13 protein-coding genes are annotated in these 15,240 nt (G+C 58.3%); 7 read left to right on the top strand and 6 right to left on the bottom strand.

Translation table 11 applies throughout. The features are described 5' to 3' along the window. Positions 1-2: 2 nt before the first annotated feature. Together GFR01_RS07265 and GFR01_RS07270 are read right to left on the bottom strand one after the other, a co-directional pair. On the bottom strand, positions 3-800 hold the full coding sequence (locus GFR01_RS07265) for a pseudouridine synthase (protein WP_099181882.1): 798 nt from the start codon (positions 798-800) through the stop codon (positions 3-5). Next, entirely contained in the window at positions 797-1,537 is a 741-nt protein-coding gene (locus GFR01_RS07270) for a gamma-glutamyl-gamma-aminobutyrate hydrolase family protein (protein WP_099181883.1), read from the bottom strand. Before GFR01_RS07270 ends, GFR01_RS07265 begins: the two co-directional genes overlap by 4 nt. A gap of 6 nt (positions 1,538-1,543) precedes the next feature. Between GFR01_RS07270 and GFR01_RS07275 the strand changes: the two genes are divergently transcribed. The 3 genes from GFR01_RS07275 to pgm all read left to right on the top strand — a co-directional run bounded on the left by GFR01_RS07275 (position 1,544) and on the right by pgm (position 5,482). Next, a complete protein-coding gene (locus tag GFR01_RS07275) occupies positions 1,544-2,008 on the top strand; it encodes a nucleoside deaminase (protein ID WP_063903223.1) in 465 nt (154 codons plus the stop codon). Positions 2,009-2,121: 113 nt separating this feature from the next. Continuing rightward, entirely contained in the window at positions 2,122-3,642 is a 1,521-nt protein-coding gene (locus GFR01_RS07280; protein ID WP_099181884.1) for a Do family serine endopeptidase, read from the top strand. Positions 3,643-3,835: 193 nt separating this feature from the next. Then, positions 3,836-5,482 carry a phosphoglucomutase (alpha-D-glucose-1,6-bisphosphate-dependent) gene (gene pgm, locus GFR01_RS07285; RefSeq protein WP_099181885.1) on the top strand — a complete coding sequence of 549 codons (1,647 nt, stop codon included), beginning with the start codon at positions 3,836-3,838 and terminating at the stop codon, positions 5,480-5,482. A 76-nt stretch (positions 5,483-5,558) separates the two neighbouring features. On the opposite strand, the gene hflX is transcribed toward pgm, so the two are convergent. Beyond that, positions 5,559-6,908, bottom strand: a complete 1,350-nt coding sequence (gene hflX / locus GFR01_RS07290) for a GTPase HflX (RefSeq protein ID WP_240284766.1) — start codon at positions 6,906-6,908, stop codon at positions 5,559-5,561. Positions 6,909-7,131: 223 nt separating this feature from the next. On the opposite strand from hflX, the gene GFR01_RS07295 reads away from it, so the two are divergent. Next, the gene (locus GFR01_RS07295) at positions 7,132-8,157 is read left to right on the top strand and encodes an MYG1 family protein (protein WP_099181887.1); all 1,026 of its coding nucleotides are present in this window, start codon (positions 7,132-7,134) and stop codon (positions 8,155-8,157) included. Between the two features lie 43 nt (positions 8,158-8,200). On the opposite strand, the gene GFR01_RS07300 is transcribed toward GFR01_RS07295, so the two are convergent. Beyond that, the gene (locus GFR01_RS07300) at positions 8,201-9,349 is read right to left on the bottom strand and encodes a threonine aldolase family protein (RefSeq protein ID WP_099181888.1); all 1,149 of its coding nucleotides are present in this window, start codon (positions 9,347-9,349) and stop codon (positions 8,201-8,203) included. On the opposite strand from GFR01_RS07300, the gene folD reads away from it, so the two are divergent. From folD to GFR01_RS07315, 3 genes are read left to right on the top strand one after another with little or no spacing between them, the layout of a single operon-like run. Next, complete coding sequence (gene folD, locus GFR01_RS07305) at positions 9,348-10,256, top strand: bifunctional methylenetetrahydrofolate dehydrogenase/methenyltetrahydrofolate cyclohydrolase FolD (RefSeq protein WP_099181889.1); 909 nt, start codon at positions 9,348-9,350, stop codon at positions 10,254-10,256. The genes GFR01_RS07300 and folD overlap by 2 nt on opposite strands. Continuing rightward, entirely contained in the window at positions 10,256-11,005 is a 750-nt protein-coding gene (locus GFR01_RS07310) for a methylenetetrahydrofolate reductase (protein ID WP_099181890.1), read from the top strand. The genes folD and GFR01_RS07310 overlap by 1 nt, the downstream gene beginning before the upstream one ends. 30 nt (positions 11,006-11,035) lie before the next feature. Beyond that, positions 11,036-12,997, top strand: a complete 1,962-nt coding sequence (locus tag GFR01_RS07315) for a M1 family metallopeptidase (RefSeq protein WP_099181891.1) — start codon at positions 11,036-11,038, stop codon at positions 12,995-12,997. A gap of 103 nt (positions 12,998-13,100) precedes the next feature. On the opposite strand, the gene GFR01_RS07320 is transcribed toward GFR01_RS07315, so the two are convergent. Further along, entirely contained in the window at positions 13,101-13,517 is a 417-nt protein-coding gene (locus GFR01_RS07320; RefSeq protein WP_099181892.1) for a flagellar biosynthesis regulator FlaF, read from the bottom strand. Positions 13,518-13,643: 126 nt separating this feature from the next. Further along, positions 13,644-15,110: a flagellin gene (locus GFR01_RS07325; protein WP_244902196.1), complete on the bottom strand. Its 1,467-nt coding sequence runs from the start codon at positions 15,108-15,110 to the stop codon at positions 13,644-13,646. Between the last annotated feature and the right edge of the window lie 130 nt (positions 15,111-15,240).

Consider the following 15,240-nt stretch of genomic DNA (forward strand, 5'->3'; position numbering starts at 1 on the left):
GATCAGCGGGTCCGCTTACGCGTAGGAGCAGGCAGGTCGGGGATCTGCTCACGCAACGTCTTGCCGTTCACTTCCTCAAGCTCACGCGCTTTCAGGGAACCAAGCTGGAACGGCCCGTAAGACAGACGGATCAGACGGCTCACATGCAGGTTCAGGCCCTGCATCACACGACGGATCTCACGGTTCTTGCCTTCACGCAGAGAGACCGTCAGCCAAGAGTTATCGCCCTTCTTGGAATCCAGTTCCGCTTCGATAGAGCCGTATTTCACGCCTTCATATTCGAAGCCGTTGACCAGTGAGGCCAGGCGCTTCTCATCCACCACACCGAACACGCGAACACGATAGCGCCGCACCCACGCATTGCCCGGTAGCTCCAGGCGGCGTGCCAGTTCGCCGTCATTGGTCAGCAGTAGAAGCCCTTCGGAGTTGATATCCAGCCGGCCAACGCTGATGACGCGCGGCATCCCTTCGGGAAGGGAATCAAAAACCGTCTTGCGTTCCTGCGGATCACGATGCGTGGTCAGGAGGCCGTCCGGCTTGTGATATCGCCACAGACGGGTGCGCTCGGGGTTGTCCACGGGCTTACCGTCCACCAGCACGATATCGCCCGGTTGAACGAAGGTTGCCGGATGCGTGACGGGCTTGCCGTCAAGTTTGATGCGGCTGTCCTCGATCATGCGTTCCACATCCCGGCGACTTGCCACGCCAGCACGTGCCAGGAACTTGGCAATGCGTTCGCCTCTTGGTGCGTCGGATGTTTCGTTGGCGGTGTCAGGGGTCGGGTTGAGTTCTTCGGTCATCGTGCTGCTGCCTCCACCAGCGCCGCATACAGGCGACGGTCGCCGGGGTCGAGGGTGAATTCGGGATGCCACTGGACACCAATGGCGAATTTCGGGCCGTCTAGTTCGATTGCTTCGATCACACCATCCGGTGCGAGAGCCGAAATCCGTGCCTCACCGGCGCTGCGGACGGCCTGATGATGGGAGGAGTTTACCATCATTGTCGGGGTGCAGACAATTTCTGCCAGATGAGTATCTGGCACGATAGACACCGCATGCCCCGGTTCGTGCCGTGGATTGGGCTGTTCGTGTTCCAGTTCCGGCGGAAGATGCTGGATCAGCGTGCCACCGGCATTCACGGCCATAAGCTGCATGCCGCCACAGATCCCGAGAATGGGAATATCTCGTTTTAATGCGGCACGCAGGAGCGCCAGTTCCGCTGAGGTCCGTGCGGGACGTGGGCTCGTCAGGGGATGAGGATCTTCATTATAAAGCACGGGATCGACGTCAAAGGCCCCACCCGTAATGATCAACGCATCCAGCCGCGCCACCATGGCTTCGGCATCAGCCGTGTAGCCCAGACAGACCGGTAATCCGCCAGCTTCACTAAGGGCCGTCAGGTAGTTTTCCCGCAGCGCGTGAAAGGGATAACGCGAGAATTTCCCATCGCCACCGGGCTCATGATCCAGCGTCAGGCCGATGAGCGGGGCGGAATTCCGGAAACGGGATGGACGGGGCAGGGTCATGCACCGCATCATCGCATCATGATTCAGGCCGATACAAGCCGCGCCATGCAGACGGCGCTTGATGCAGCGGACGAGGCTGCCCGTCATGGGGAAGTGCCCGTGGGAGCGGTCGTGCTTGACGCGGAGGGAAAAATTCTCGCCGTGGCCCGTAATCGTGTGGAAGAACTCCATGACGGGTCAGCGCATGCTGAACTCCTGGCCATGCGCGAAGCCGCACAGAAACTTGGTTCACCGAGGCTGACAGGCTGCACACTGGTTGTCACGCTGGAGCCATGCCCGATGTGTGCAGGGGCGATCGTGCATTTCCGCTGCGAACGCGTGGTGTTCGGGGCTTACGATCCGAAGGGAGGCGGCGTGGATCACGGCCCGCGTCTCTTTGAACGCCCGAATTGTCTGCATCGCCCGGAAGTCATTGGGGGCGTGCGGGAACGGGAGGCATCCGGGCAGCTCAAAGCCTTTTTCCAGCGCCTGCGAAGAGGGTGACAAACAAAGACTTACGGATGTTTCACCTTCCGGTCAGCTTGGTGAACGGGAACGCAGTCCATAGTCTGGACTTATAACGACCGAACCGTTCCTCTGTAACAATCGGGACTGACATGACCACACGTTTCCGCGCCTCCCTTGCTGCCCTCGCTACAACGACCTTCCTGGTGGCTGCTCCCGCCGCCATGGCGGACAATGGGGCCATCAAGCCGCAGACCAACGTTCAGGCGCTGCCGAATTTCGTCACGCTCGTGAAGCAGGTGAAGCCTGCCGTTGTTTCCATTACGGCCCATATCAAGGCTGACGTTGCCGAGCAGGAAGAAAACGGCCCGGGCGGCGACGGTGGCGGCATGCAGGGCTCGCCCTTTCCGTTCCCCTTCCCGTTCCAGATGATGCCTCAGCAACAGCAGCCCAACCGCACGGTGGAAGCCCGTGGATCTGGCTTCATCATCTCGGCTGATGGGTATGTCGTCACCAACAACCATGTTGTGAATGGTGCCACCAAGGTTACGGTCACGCTGGACGATGGCACCACGCTTCAGGCCAAGATCATTGGTCGTGACCCGAAGACGGACGTCGCACTGCTCCGTGTAAAGCCGACCGGCAAGCTGCCGTTCATTGATCTTGGCGATTCTGATGAAGTCCAGCCGGGTGAGTGGGTCATTGCAGTGGGTAACCCCTATGGCCTGGGCGGAACCGTCACGGCGGGTATCGTCTCTGCTCTGGGGCGTGACCTGCATTCCGGTGCGTATAACGACTTCATTCAGGTGGATGCGCCGATCAATCACGGTAATTCCGGCGGCCCGCTGTTCACGCAGGATGGCAAGGTTGTTGGTATCAACTCCATGATTATCTCGCCAAATGGTGGCGGCTCGATCGGTATTGGTTTCGCTATTCCGTCCAACACTGTGAAGTCTGTCGTCGAGCAGCTTGAGAAGACCGGTCACGTCACGCGGGGTTATTTCGGCATCGAAGGGCAGGACATTTCCCCGACGATGGCGCAGGCCCTCAACCTAAAGTCCCCGGAACCGGGTGCTCCGCCGCACGGAACGCTGGTTGCGTCCGTGTCCAAGGGGAGCCCGGCAGAGAAGGCTGGCATCAAGAGCGGGGATGTGATCCTCACGCTGAATGGTCATCCCGTGAAGAACGGTCACGATCTGGCGGTGAAGGTCGTTGCGATCGCGCCGGGCACAGATGCCACGGTGAACCTGCTGCGTGATGGCAAGCCGATGGACGTGAAGTTCACGGTGGGCAATCTCGCCAATCAGGATCATGGCGGTGATGGTGCGGATAGCAGCCAGTCTGCCGGTGCCGGCAAGCTGGGTGTGTCTCTTGCATCCCTGACGCCGCGTGCCCGTCAGGAACTGGGCCTTGATGACAGTGTTCAGGGCGCAGTTGTCGCGGATGTTGCCCAGGGCTCGCCCGCTGACCAGTCCGGCATTCGTCCGGGTGACATCATCGTAGGTGTTGGAAACCACATCACGCCATCGCCCAAGGCCGTTGTGGCGCAGGTGAAGGAAGCTCTGGGCCGCAAGCAGCCGCCGCTTCTGCGGATACTGCGTGATGGTCAGCAGCTCTTCGTCGCAGTCTCGCCAGATGGCTCCGATGACAGCGGTTCGGACGACACACCGTAAGATCTACGACTTGATCTGACAGCGCCAAGGCGGGGAGATGAAGGTCTTTCCGCCTTTTTCATGCCCGTTTTACGGAGTGAAGTAAGAGTTCTGTAACTGGACAGACCTGTCCGGATAAGTTTTTGTGATCTGCTGAAGCGTTCGTGCGTTACGGTCGCTTAAAACGCGGATCTGTCTAAGGATTTTTGGATCAATGGCCAATATCAGCCCACTCGCCGGGAAAACGCTCGATCAGTCACAACTGACGGACATACCGGCTCTGGTAGCCGCCTATTACGATCGCAAGCCGGACGTCTCCGTCCCGACGCAGCGTGTGTCGTTCGGGACTTCAGGCCATCGTGGCTCATCGTTTCATACGAGCTTCAATGAAGGACATATCCTCGCCATCTGCGAAGCCATCTGCCGTTATCGCAAGGCGGAAGGGATTGATGGTCCGCTCTTTATCGGTATTGACTCGCACGCCCTGTCGGCACCTGCACAGCGTTCCGCAATTGAAGTCTTTGCCGCGCACGGCATCGACGTCCGCATTGACCAGAATGACGGCTACACGCCAACGCCTGTCATTTCCCACGCCATTCTGACCTACAACAAAGGTCGCACGACGGGTCTGGCCGATGGTGTAGTTGTCACGCCGTCCCATAACCCGCCGACGGATGGTGGCTTCAAGTACAATCCGACAAATGGTGGTCCGGCAGATACAGCCGTGACGAAAGCCATTCAGGACATGGCGAATGAGTTGCTGGCGGATGGCCTGAAGGACGTAAAGCGCCTGCCTTACGATGAAGCCAAGAACGCCCCGTCCATCAAGCGCTATGATTACGTCACGCCGTATGTGGCCGATCTGGAAAACGTCATCGACATGGCGGCCATCCGTGATGCGGGTGTGAAGATCGGTATTGATCCGCTGGGTGGCGCTGCTGTTGGTTACTGGAAGCCCATCGTTGAGAAGTACGGCCTGAACGCCACGATTGTCAGCGATGTCGTGGACCCGCAGTTTGCGTTCATGACGGCAGACTGGGACGGGCAGATCCGTATGGACTGCTCCTCGCCCTACGCCATGGCGCGTCTCATCAAGATGGGCGAGGATTTCGACGTCGCGTTCGCCAATGACACGGACGCAGACCGTCACGGCATCGTTGCCATGCCGGATGGCCTGATGAACCCGAATCATTATCTGGCCGTGGCGGTTTCGTACCTGTTCCAGAACCGCCCCGAATGGAAGCCTGACCTTGGCGTCGGCAAGACGCTGGTCAGCAGCGGTCTGATTGATCGCGTTGTCGCGGATATGGGCCGCAAACTGGTCGAAGTGCCGGTCGGCCTCAAATGGTTCGTGCCGGGCCTGATGGATGGCTCGCTGGGCTTTGGTGGCGAGGAAAGTGCAGGCGCGACCTTCCTGCGTCGTGATGGTTCTGTCTGGACGACCGACAAGGACGGCCTCATTCTCGGCCTTCTTGCTGCGGAAATTACTGCCAAGACTGGCAAGAACCCGAGCCAACATTACCATGAGATTATCGCCCGTCTGGGTACGCCGTATTATGCGCGGATCGACGCGGCGGCGAACCCGGAGCAGAAGGCCAAGCTCAGCAAGCTGGCACCTGAGCAGTTCCCGCTAGAAGAGCTTGCTGGCGATAAGATCATTGCCAAGCTGACGAAGGCACCCGGCAATGGCGCGGCGATTGGCGGCCTGAAGGTTGTGACGGAAAACGGCTGGTTCGCAGCCCGTCCGTCCGGCACAGAAGACGTTTACAAGATTTATGCCGAAAGCTTCAAAAGCCCAGAGCACCTGAAGGCTATTCAGGATGAGGCGCAGGCCGCGATTTCCAAGGTTTTCGCATCGTAACGCTGAAGCATTTCTGCTGAAAAGCAGGCAGGCCCGTCATTCATCGAATATGAATGACGGGCTTTTTTATGGCGTTTTAACCGGCGAGACTGCGCTTCAAGCGTGCAATAGCGCCGGGAAGACCACGAACCGTCAGAACCCGGCCGGTCTCGTCATGATCTTCTGACAGGACACGCGCGCTCTCATAGATCTCGCCGATCATGCCCTGTTTTGCGTAGGGCAGCACCAGAACGTCTTCCACCATGTCGGCTTCGAAGAACGCTATCAGCGTTTCCCGCAGGGCACTGACATCTTCCGGGCGATGCGCGGACAGCGGAATGGCATCCGGGTGTTTTTCCAGAAGCTCGGCCCGTCTGGCATCATCAACGCGATCCATTTTGTTCAGAACAAGCCGGGACGGAACAACATCCGCGCCAATTTCGTGCAGAACGCTGCGGCTGACCTCAAGCTGTGCTTCGTATGTCGGGTCCGACGCATCCACGACGAAAAGTAGCAGGGACGCTTCCAGCGCTTCGGACAGCGTAGAGCGGAAGGAGGCAACCAGATCATGCGGAAGCTGCTTGATGAAGCCCACCGTATCCGACACCAGAATACGGGGCCGTGTTTCCGGCTGGAGCGTGCGAACAGTCGTGTCGAGGGTCGCAAACAGCTTGTCCTGCACGAGAACCTGGCTGCCTGTCAGAGCCCGCATCAGTGAGGACTTGCCAGCATTGGTGTAGCCAACCAGCGCCACGCGAAGCTGGTCTTTTCTGGCAGAACGCCGATGATCGCTGTCCCGCTGCACGGCCTCAAGCTGGGTTTTGAGTTCGGCCAGCCGGTCCCGGATCTTGCGGCGGTCTAGGGAGAGGTTGCTCTCACCTGCGCCCGGCCCCTGCTGTCTGCCTCCGCCATTCGACGATTCCCGCAGGCGGGGCGCGACATAACGAAGGCGCGCCATTTCGACCTGAAGCTTTGCTTCCCGTGTGTTGGCATGACGATGGAAAATCTCAACGATAACGCCCGTCCGATCCAGCACCTGCGCGCCGGTCGCCCGCTCCAGATTGCGGATCTGGCTGGGAGTCAGTTCATGATCGACGATGACGAACTCAGGGCGACGGAGATCGTCCGTTTCTTCCTCAGCGTCTTCATGAGAACTTGCCGCACCTTCAAACCGTTTCCGCGCTTTCGTCATGGGTGTTTTGACGATAGGCGTGATGATGCCCCGGCCACCCGTGATGTCGGCCAGTTCTTCCAGCTTTCCAGCCCCTAGAAGGGATGCCGCGCCAGTGCCTTCTCGCTTCTGCGAGACAGAGCCGACGACCTCGTAGCCGAGCGTTTTGACCAGCCGCCCCAGTTCCTCAAGGCTTGCCTCATGGGCGATGTCATCGACGTCTGGAGTCTGGATGCCGACAAGGACGGCGAGCGGGGTAGGGGATGCGGTTTCCATCGGGCAGCTCATAGCATGAATTGCGGCAGTTACGCGCTAATCCTGCATGGCTGCGCGGGATGCTGCGAAAGCTGCTTTCGGGACTCCGAATTTGCGTCATAAAGGGGCGGCAGAAAGAGAAAGTGGCTGCATTTTCCTGAGGAAGCGTGTTGTCTGGCCGTAGTCCCTGCGGCATGAGGGGGCACAATCAGAAACTCCCCTTCGCTGTCAGCAGGTCTTCCAGATGTCAGAACACACTCCTATCGGGCTCGAAAACAATACCCGAGCCGTCAAGGCGCTCACCCATTCCGGCAATTTCCATGCCGATGAAACGCTGGGCTACGCCATCCTGCATTATGCTCTGGCACCAGAAGGCGATCTGCGTGGACGTGTTCTCAGGGAGCCGGGCACGGACCGTCTGACCTTTGTGCGGACCCGTTCGCCAGACCGTATTGCAGAGGCGGATATTGTCTTTGACGTGGGCGGCGTTTTTGACCCGACCAAGGGCCGCTACGATCACCACATGAAAGACAAGCCCCTGCGTGAAGACGGAACACCGTATAGCGCTGCTGGTCTGCTGTGGAAGGACTACGGGCTCGCTGCTGTCCGCAATATCGTCAAAACCCCGGTGGATGAGGCAACCCTGACTGCCATCTGGCAGTCCCTCGACAAGTCCCTGATCATCCCGGTGGATCAGGACGACAATGGCGTTGCCAAGATGGGCAAGCTGTCTCTGGCCGATATTGTGTCAGCCTGTAGCCCGCCTTGGGATACGGCCGAGCTGTATGGTGCGGAAGAAGCCAAAAAGCAGGAATCGCTGGGCTTTGCGAACGCTGCAACGGCTGTTGCGGCGCATCTGGTCAACATGGTGGACCGCGTTCGCGCCAGCCTGAAGGCTGCCAATCGTGTCGTGGAAGCTTACGAAGCTGCGGAAGACAAGCGCATTCTGCTTATGGAAACGGGAATGCCGACGGAAAAGGTTATTTTCGAGCGTGATCTTCCGGTCGTGTACGTCGTGTCACCAGCCGGTCCGGAACAGTGGAATGTGAAGGCCATTCCGCCTGTGCGCGGCGACTTTGGGCAGCGTGTTTCCCTGCCGGAAGCTTGGGGTGGTCTCGAGAAGAAAGCGCTGGCCGAGATTTCCGGCGTGCCCGACGCAGTTTTCGCTCACCCGGCCCGTTTCATCTGCGGGGCGGGGAGCCGTGAAGGGGCCTTGAAGATGGCGCGTCTGGCGTTGGAGATTGATGCATCTCTCAAGGCTGGCAATTGATTGAAATGGTTGATCCGGGGTTTGACCGGATCAACCATTCTGCTCAGGCAGCGATTTCGGCCAGAAGCGCGTCTACATCTTCCGGGCGTGTGTAATAGCTGGTCACCAGACGGATCAGCGTGCCGGGAACGCCTTCCGGTGTTGGCCAGCGATAAAAACCGTATCCTGCTTCTTCCAGATCCTTCAGAAGAAGGTCTGGTAGAATGACGAAAACCTCGTTGCTCTGTCGTTCATAGGGCATCTGGGCCGCGGCATGACGGCGAAGCCCGTCTACGAGCCGTTGTGCCATATCGTTGGCATGCGTCGCGTTCTTCAGCCAGACATCGTTTTGCAGAAGCGCCAGAAGCTGGGCGCTTAGGAAGCGATGCTTGGACCACAGGTTTCCGCTGCGCTTGATGCGCCTCAGGAAATCCTTCACCAGCGGTCGTGTGCGTTCATTCAGGAAGAACACCACGGCTTCGGCCGCCATGGCGCCTGCTTTGGTGCCCCCGAAACTGAGAACGTCCACGCCCGCTTTCCATGTTCCTTCCGCCGGGCTGCACCCCAGATGGGCGAGGGCATTGCCCAGGCGGGCGCCATCCAGATGCACGGCGAGATCATGGTCATGCGCGATGCGGGATAGCTCGGTCAGAGTGCCTGTGCTGTAAACGGTGCCCCATTCATTGGCCTGCGTCAGGGACAAGGCCTGAATGACGGGGCTCAGAATGCCGCTTTCTGCATTGCTTCTCAGAACGGGAGGGACCGTCACAGGGTCAACCTTTCCGTCCGCGGAGGGAATGCAGATCAGTTTGGCCCCGTGCATGTAGAATTCGGGAGCTCCGCCTTCGTCCATGTTGATATGTGCGCTCTCATCACACAGGACGGCGCCATAAGGCGAAACGAGTGCTGACAGTGCCACACTGTTTGCGGCTGTTCCCGTGGCGATCGGGAAAACAGCGACCTCGGTTTCGAAAACCTCCCCGAACCGTTCGTTCAGGGAGCGGGTCAGATCGTCTTCTCCATAGGACCCGACACTGCCTTCATTGGCGGCCAGCAGGGCGGCCATGACTTCAGGGCAGATCGGTGTGACATTGTCACTGGCGAAGTTCTTGCGTATTTCCTCGGACACGAAACCATCCTTTTTCCTGCGCACAACGCGGGCTGGCGTGAAGCGTAACTGAAACCGCAGCCTGTTGTCATCCGGAGAGCCCATGAGCACGTTTCCCCCTGAACTGGCCGGCAAACTCATTGATGGCAAAGGCATTGCCCGGTCCCTGACAGATCGTGTCGGCCGAGAAGTGTCCAGCTTCATCGAGCAGGGAAACACCCTGCCGGGCCTTGCTGTCGTTCTGGTCGGAAACGATCCGGCTTCCGAAGTCTATGTGAAGAACAAGGCCATTCAGACGCACCGCGCCGGAATGCGATCCTTCATGCATATGCTTCCGCAGAGCACATCGCAGGGTGAGTTACTGGAACTGGTTGCGCAGTTGAATGCCAACCCGCAAATCCATGGCATCCTCGTGCAGCTTCCGTTGCCGCCGCAGATCGATCCGGTCGTGGTGACGAATGCCATTGCTCCTCACAAGGATGTGGACGGTCTTGGGGAAGTTAACGCGGGTCGTCTGTCGCTGGGGATCGAAGGCATCGTACCCTGCACGCCACTTGGCTGCCTGATGCTGCTTCAGTCCGTGCACAAGGACATGACGGGCAAGAATGCAGTTGTCATCGGGGCGTCCAGCCTGGTGGGCAAGCCCATGGCGCAGCTTCTCCTGAAAGAGAACTGCACGGTCTCGATCGCCCATATTCATACGCGCAATACGCGTGAACTGGCCCGTGAAGCAGATATTCTCGTCGTTGCGACAGGCAAGCATGGTCTTGTTCGCGGAGACTGGATTAAACGGGGTGCAACCGTGATCGACGTCGGCATCACGCGTATTCCGACCCCTGAGGGCAAGACCCGTCTTGTGGGAGACGTCGCATTTGAAGAGGCGCTTCCCGTCGCTGGTCATATTACGCCTGTTCCGGGCGGTGTCGGCCCGATGACCATTGCTTGTTTGCTGCACAACACACTTCAGGCGGCCCGCGCCACGCAGGGTCTGGGGAAGGACGATCTTTTCTGATGCGCGTTTCCGTTGAACTTGTTCCACGCTCGGAAGAGGCGTTGTTTGAAGATGTTTCGGTGGTCCGCAAGGTGCTGCCATCAGTTGATCTGCTGAATATTCCAGACCTGCTCCGGTTTGATCTGCGCAGTGATGAGGCTGCGGCGCGCGTTAATCGGGCGTCTGGCCTGACTGTCATCCCGCATATCCGCGCGATCGACATTGCGCCCAATGCGCCGCTGCCGGGTGCTGACCGTCCGGAACTGAACTCTGTTCTTGTTGTCGCGGGTGATCCGCTACCTGCCGGAAGCAATCGGGTGGCTTATCCGAACACGTCTGCACAGATTATCGAACGGTATCGCCGTGAAGCGCCGCATCTGGATGTCTATGCGGTCTTCGATCCTTATCGCCGTGCGCCCTGGCAGGAACTCGATGACGTTGCGCGCAAGAAAGACGCCGGCGCCTGCGGGTTCTTCACGCAGCCCCTCTTCGATCTGCATATGCTTCAGTTGTCCATGGACTGGCTGCGCGATGACACGGTGTTCTGGGGGATTTCACCCGTTCTGGGCGAACGGTCCCGCCGATATTGGGAGCGCGTTAACCATGTGGTGTTCCCGAAAGACTATGATGACACGCTGGACGGTAATATTCGTCTCGCCCGCCAGATGCTGACGCTGGTGCGCGAAAAGAATGACAATACCTACCTGATGCCCCTGAAAGTTGATCTTGCGTCCTATCTGGGTGGACTGAGTGATATTATAACGGGGTAAGAACTAACGAGAGCGGAGATCATAGCCCGGATGCACGCACGCCTTTTCCTCTTGCCGCTTTTGGGAGGCGTGCTGGTTCCAGCCGCTCTTTCCGCTAAAACCCTCTCTGATCCAGCGCCTGTCTTTGCTCCGCTGACCCTGCCGGACGCTCCGAATGTCTATCGGTCGGGTTCGGGTCTGCCGGGTCCGCAATACTGGCAGAACCGCACGGACTATACGATTCGATCCCGGATCGATACGCAGGCCCATGTCCTGCATGGTTCGGAAACCATCACCTATACAAACAACAGCCCCGAAGCTCTGGACGTTCTGTGGGTTCAGCTTGACCAGAACATTTACCGCCAGGACTCCCGCGGTTCGTTCCTGGGAAGGTTTTCGTCTGGAAGCCATACGTCCGGAATGGAAATCGAGCATGTTTCCATCGTGCAGGGTGGACGCGAAGTCGACGTTACGCCGCTGGTTTCCGACACCCGGATGCAGTTGCGCCTACCCCGGACACTGGACTCTCACGGCGTCGCGTTCGTCAAGGTCGACTGGCACTACACCATTCCTGGCGAATGGGGTGGCCGTACGGCTGTCACACCGTCCCGCGAAGGCGAAATCTACGAAATCGCCCAGTGGTATCCGCGCCTGAGCGTTTATGATGATCGCGCAGGATGGAACACGCTGCCGTATCTGGGGCAGGAATTCTATCTGGAATATGGCAGCTTCGATTACTCGGTCACGGTGCCGTGGAACTTTACGCTGGTCGGATCGGGCGCTCTGCTGAACCCTGAGCAGACGCTGACACCTACCGAACGCTCTCGTCTGGCTCAGGCTGCCCAGAGCGACAGCCGCGTCATGATCCGCACGATTGATGACGTTACGGACCCGAAGAGCCATCTGAAGCAGTCTGGCGAGGTGACCTGGCATTACGTCATGCGCAACAGCCGTGACGTGGCGTTCACGGCTTCTCCAGCATTTTTGTGGGACGCAGCCCGCATCAACCTTGCGCCGGTGGTGCCATGGACGAATTATCGTGCAGTGCCGCGTCTGGCGATGTCCGTCTACCCGCGTGAAGGCATTGGTCCGCATGGCTGGGATCGTTCGACGGAGTATGTGAAACACGCCATCGAGTACTTCTCATCCCAGTGGTATGAATATCCTTGGCCGAACGCCATTAACCTCGGCGGTCATGGCGCAGGCATGGAATATCCGGGCATCGTGTTTGATGGCATGAGCGACCGTGATCCGCAGCTCTTCTGGATCACGACGCACGAGCTGGGTCATGACTGGTTTCCAATGATCGTCGGGTCTGACGAGCGCCGGAATCCGTTCATGGATGAGGGGTTTAACACCTTCATTGACGCCTATGCCTCCGACCATTTCCATAATGGCGAGTTTGCACCCAAGCGTGATCCGGAGTTCGCTCCGAAAACCGGCAATCCGGCTCAGGATATTGTTCCTGTTCTAACGGATCCGGGGGCGCCCAACCTGATGACGGGTGCTGACGAAATTTCCGAGAAATACCGCCACAGCGTGACGTATTTCAAAGGCGCATATGGTCTGAAGCTGCTGCGCGAGCAGATTTTGGGGCCAGTGCGTTTCGATGCGGCCTTTCGCCGGTATATTGCCGTCTGGGCTTACCATCATCCGTCACCGTCCGATTTCTTCCGTCTGATGAGCAGTGAAGCCGGTGAAGATCTCTCCTGGTTCTGGCGTGGATGGTATTTCACCAATGCCGCCCCGGATTACGCTGTGGGATCGGTTGAGCAGCCTGGAAATGATCCTGTATCCGTTCAGGTTTTGAACTACGGGACCTTGCCCCTTCCGGTGGTTCTCCGTGTTGAATATCAGGACGGAACAGTGCTGGACCGTCGTATTCCGACAGAAGCATGGCGCCAGACCAGTGATTTGAAGGTCACGTTTGAGCCGCATGGCGCGGTGAAGGCTGTAACGCTCGATCCGGATCATGTCATTCCAGATATCGACCGGACCGATAACCGGAAGTGAAGTCTGATTATCCCTGATGCGGTAGTCGCGTCAGGGACACGATAAAGAAAACCCCCTCGCCTGATGGCGGAGGGGGTTTTCTTTGCAAAAGCGACTGACGTGTTCAGCCAACCATTTGTACGGCCATACGGGCTTCGCCCGGCGTGGTAGAAGAAGCGTAAGGAGCGGCTGTTATCGGCGCGGATGCCGACAAACCCTCAATCATGTCTTCGTTGATATCGATCAGGGCCTTAAGGGATGTATCCGAATTCAGGGCCACATTAGCGTAGCGCATCGACCAGGTACCAACGGTTGTCAGATCGTTGCGCAAAATCTCATCCAGCGGGCAATCAACGCGCTGTACGCCTTGCAGCAAAATTCCCCAGAGCTTGAGGTTCGCAGACAGGGCTGATTGACGATCAGAGTGTGTCTTCGCTTTTGAAAGCAGATCGTTGACGTGTCTGAACGCCATGGCTTCCACTTCCCGGGGAGGAAGATAGGTGCCGGACTGGCTTTGGTATTGTGACATGCCGTAGGTCACGAAAAGAGGCTCCTTTTCAAAAGGACGGTTTCAGAAGGCTTCCGGTACGTGGAAAATTGAACGAGTTCGGAAAACGTCTGAAGCTGTCCGGAGAAGGGCACCGGAAAAACCGGTGCCCCACCATCATTAGCCGCGGAAGAGCGACATGATGTTGGAAGATTGCGAGTTCGCAATCGACAGCGACTGGATGGCCAGCTGCTGCTTCGTCTGCAGGGAGGTCAGCTTTGCGCTTTCCGCTGCAAGATCGGCGTCCGTCAGAGCGCCAACGCCGGTCGTCAGGGCGTCAGACAGGGTGCTGTTGGACGTCTGAAGCTGCGTAACGGTGTTGGAGGCCACACCGATGCTGGAAGAAATGCGGCTCATCTTGTTGATGGCGCCGGTCACAGCCAGCTGAACAACGTTTGTACCGGAGGTGGTGGAGACGGTACCGTCTGCAACAGTGGCGCCTGTCAGCTTAACAGATGAAGTTGTTGCATCTGCGGCGTCAAGGTTACCACCAGCAATCGTCAGCGTACCGTCGTTTGCCATCTGGGCACCGTAACCGGCGTTGCCAAGGGCTGTGACAAGCGTGGAGAGCTGATCGTTCTTCGTGGTGGTGGAAGACGCGCCGGAGACATCAACATCTACAATCTGCGTTAGCGCCTTGGCATTGCCGTTGGCATCCAGATCACCGACCTTGGCGACGTTGTAGGTCATGTTGCCGCTGGCGTCTGCCTTGGCAGTGATGGTGTCACCGTTGGTCAGCGAATAGGTCGTGGTACCATCCGAGGCTGTCTTGGACGTTGCACCGTCAATGGTCAGGGCACCACCAGCGCCAACCGTCACAGAAGTGCCGCTATCCGTCAGGCCTGCGGCGATGGCATTACCAACAGATGTTGCGGCACCATTCGTGGTATCGCCCGGCTTGGAGTCCAGCACGAAAGACGTTGTGATGGCAGGGTTTGAAGCCGTTGCATTTGAGCTGTCGGCGGAAGACAGGTTCTTCAGCGTCAGCGTTGTTGCCGTATCGCCGGTTCCTGTGAGATCCGTAATCCCACTCGTCGAGATCGTGACGCCTTTCATGTCTGTGCTCAGGCCCTGCAGACCCAGACCTGTGGACGTGGCATCGGCACCATTCATGGTGAACAGGTTGCCGTTAATGTCCTGCGCAGCAGAAATCGACGTGTACTTCACGCTGTTGCTCGTGGAGCCGGACAGCAGGTTCACGCCCTGGAAGGTCGAGTTGGATGTAGCAACGTCGATCTGGGACAGGTAGCTGCTCAGCTGGGAGTTCAGCGTGTCCTGGTCTTCGCCGTTATTGGCAGCGTTCGTGACCGTTTCGGACATGCTGCTCAGAACGGTGGAGATGGAGCTTGCCTGAGAAGAAGCCGTGCTGAGCACCTGACCAGCGAACTGAAGACCCGTGGAGACACCGGACAGGGCCGAGATCTGGGAATTCATCGTCTGGGAAATGGCGTAAATGGCCGGGCTGTCAGAGGCGGAGCTGACGCTCTTGCCTGTGGAGACGGCGTTCTGCGTCTTGCTCAGCTGGTCCGTCGTCTGGTTCAGGACCTGAAGAGCCGACATGGCGGCTGTATTTGTATTGATTGACATGGACATCGAGACATTCTCCGTCGGTGCAGTTTTGCCCCTTCAAGATAGGCCTCGAATGGTTAAGGGAACCTGAATCTGTATCGTTAAAAAACGGTGACGGGGTTTAACGGAAAAATGGCAAACAACCGGT

Source organism: Gluconobacter frateurii, assembly GCF_002723955.1.
Classification (GTDB): domain Bacteria; phylum Pseudomonadota; class Alphaproteobacteria; order Acetobacterales; family Acetobacteraceae; genus Gluconobacter; species Gluconobacter frateurii.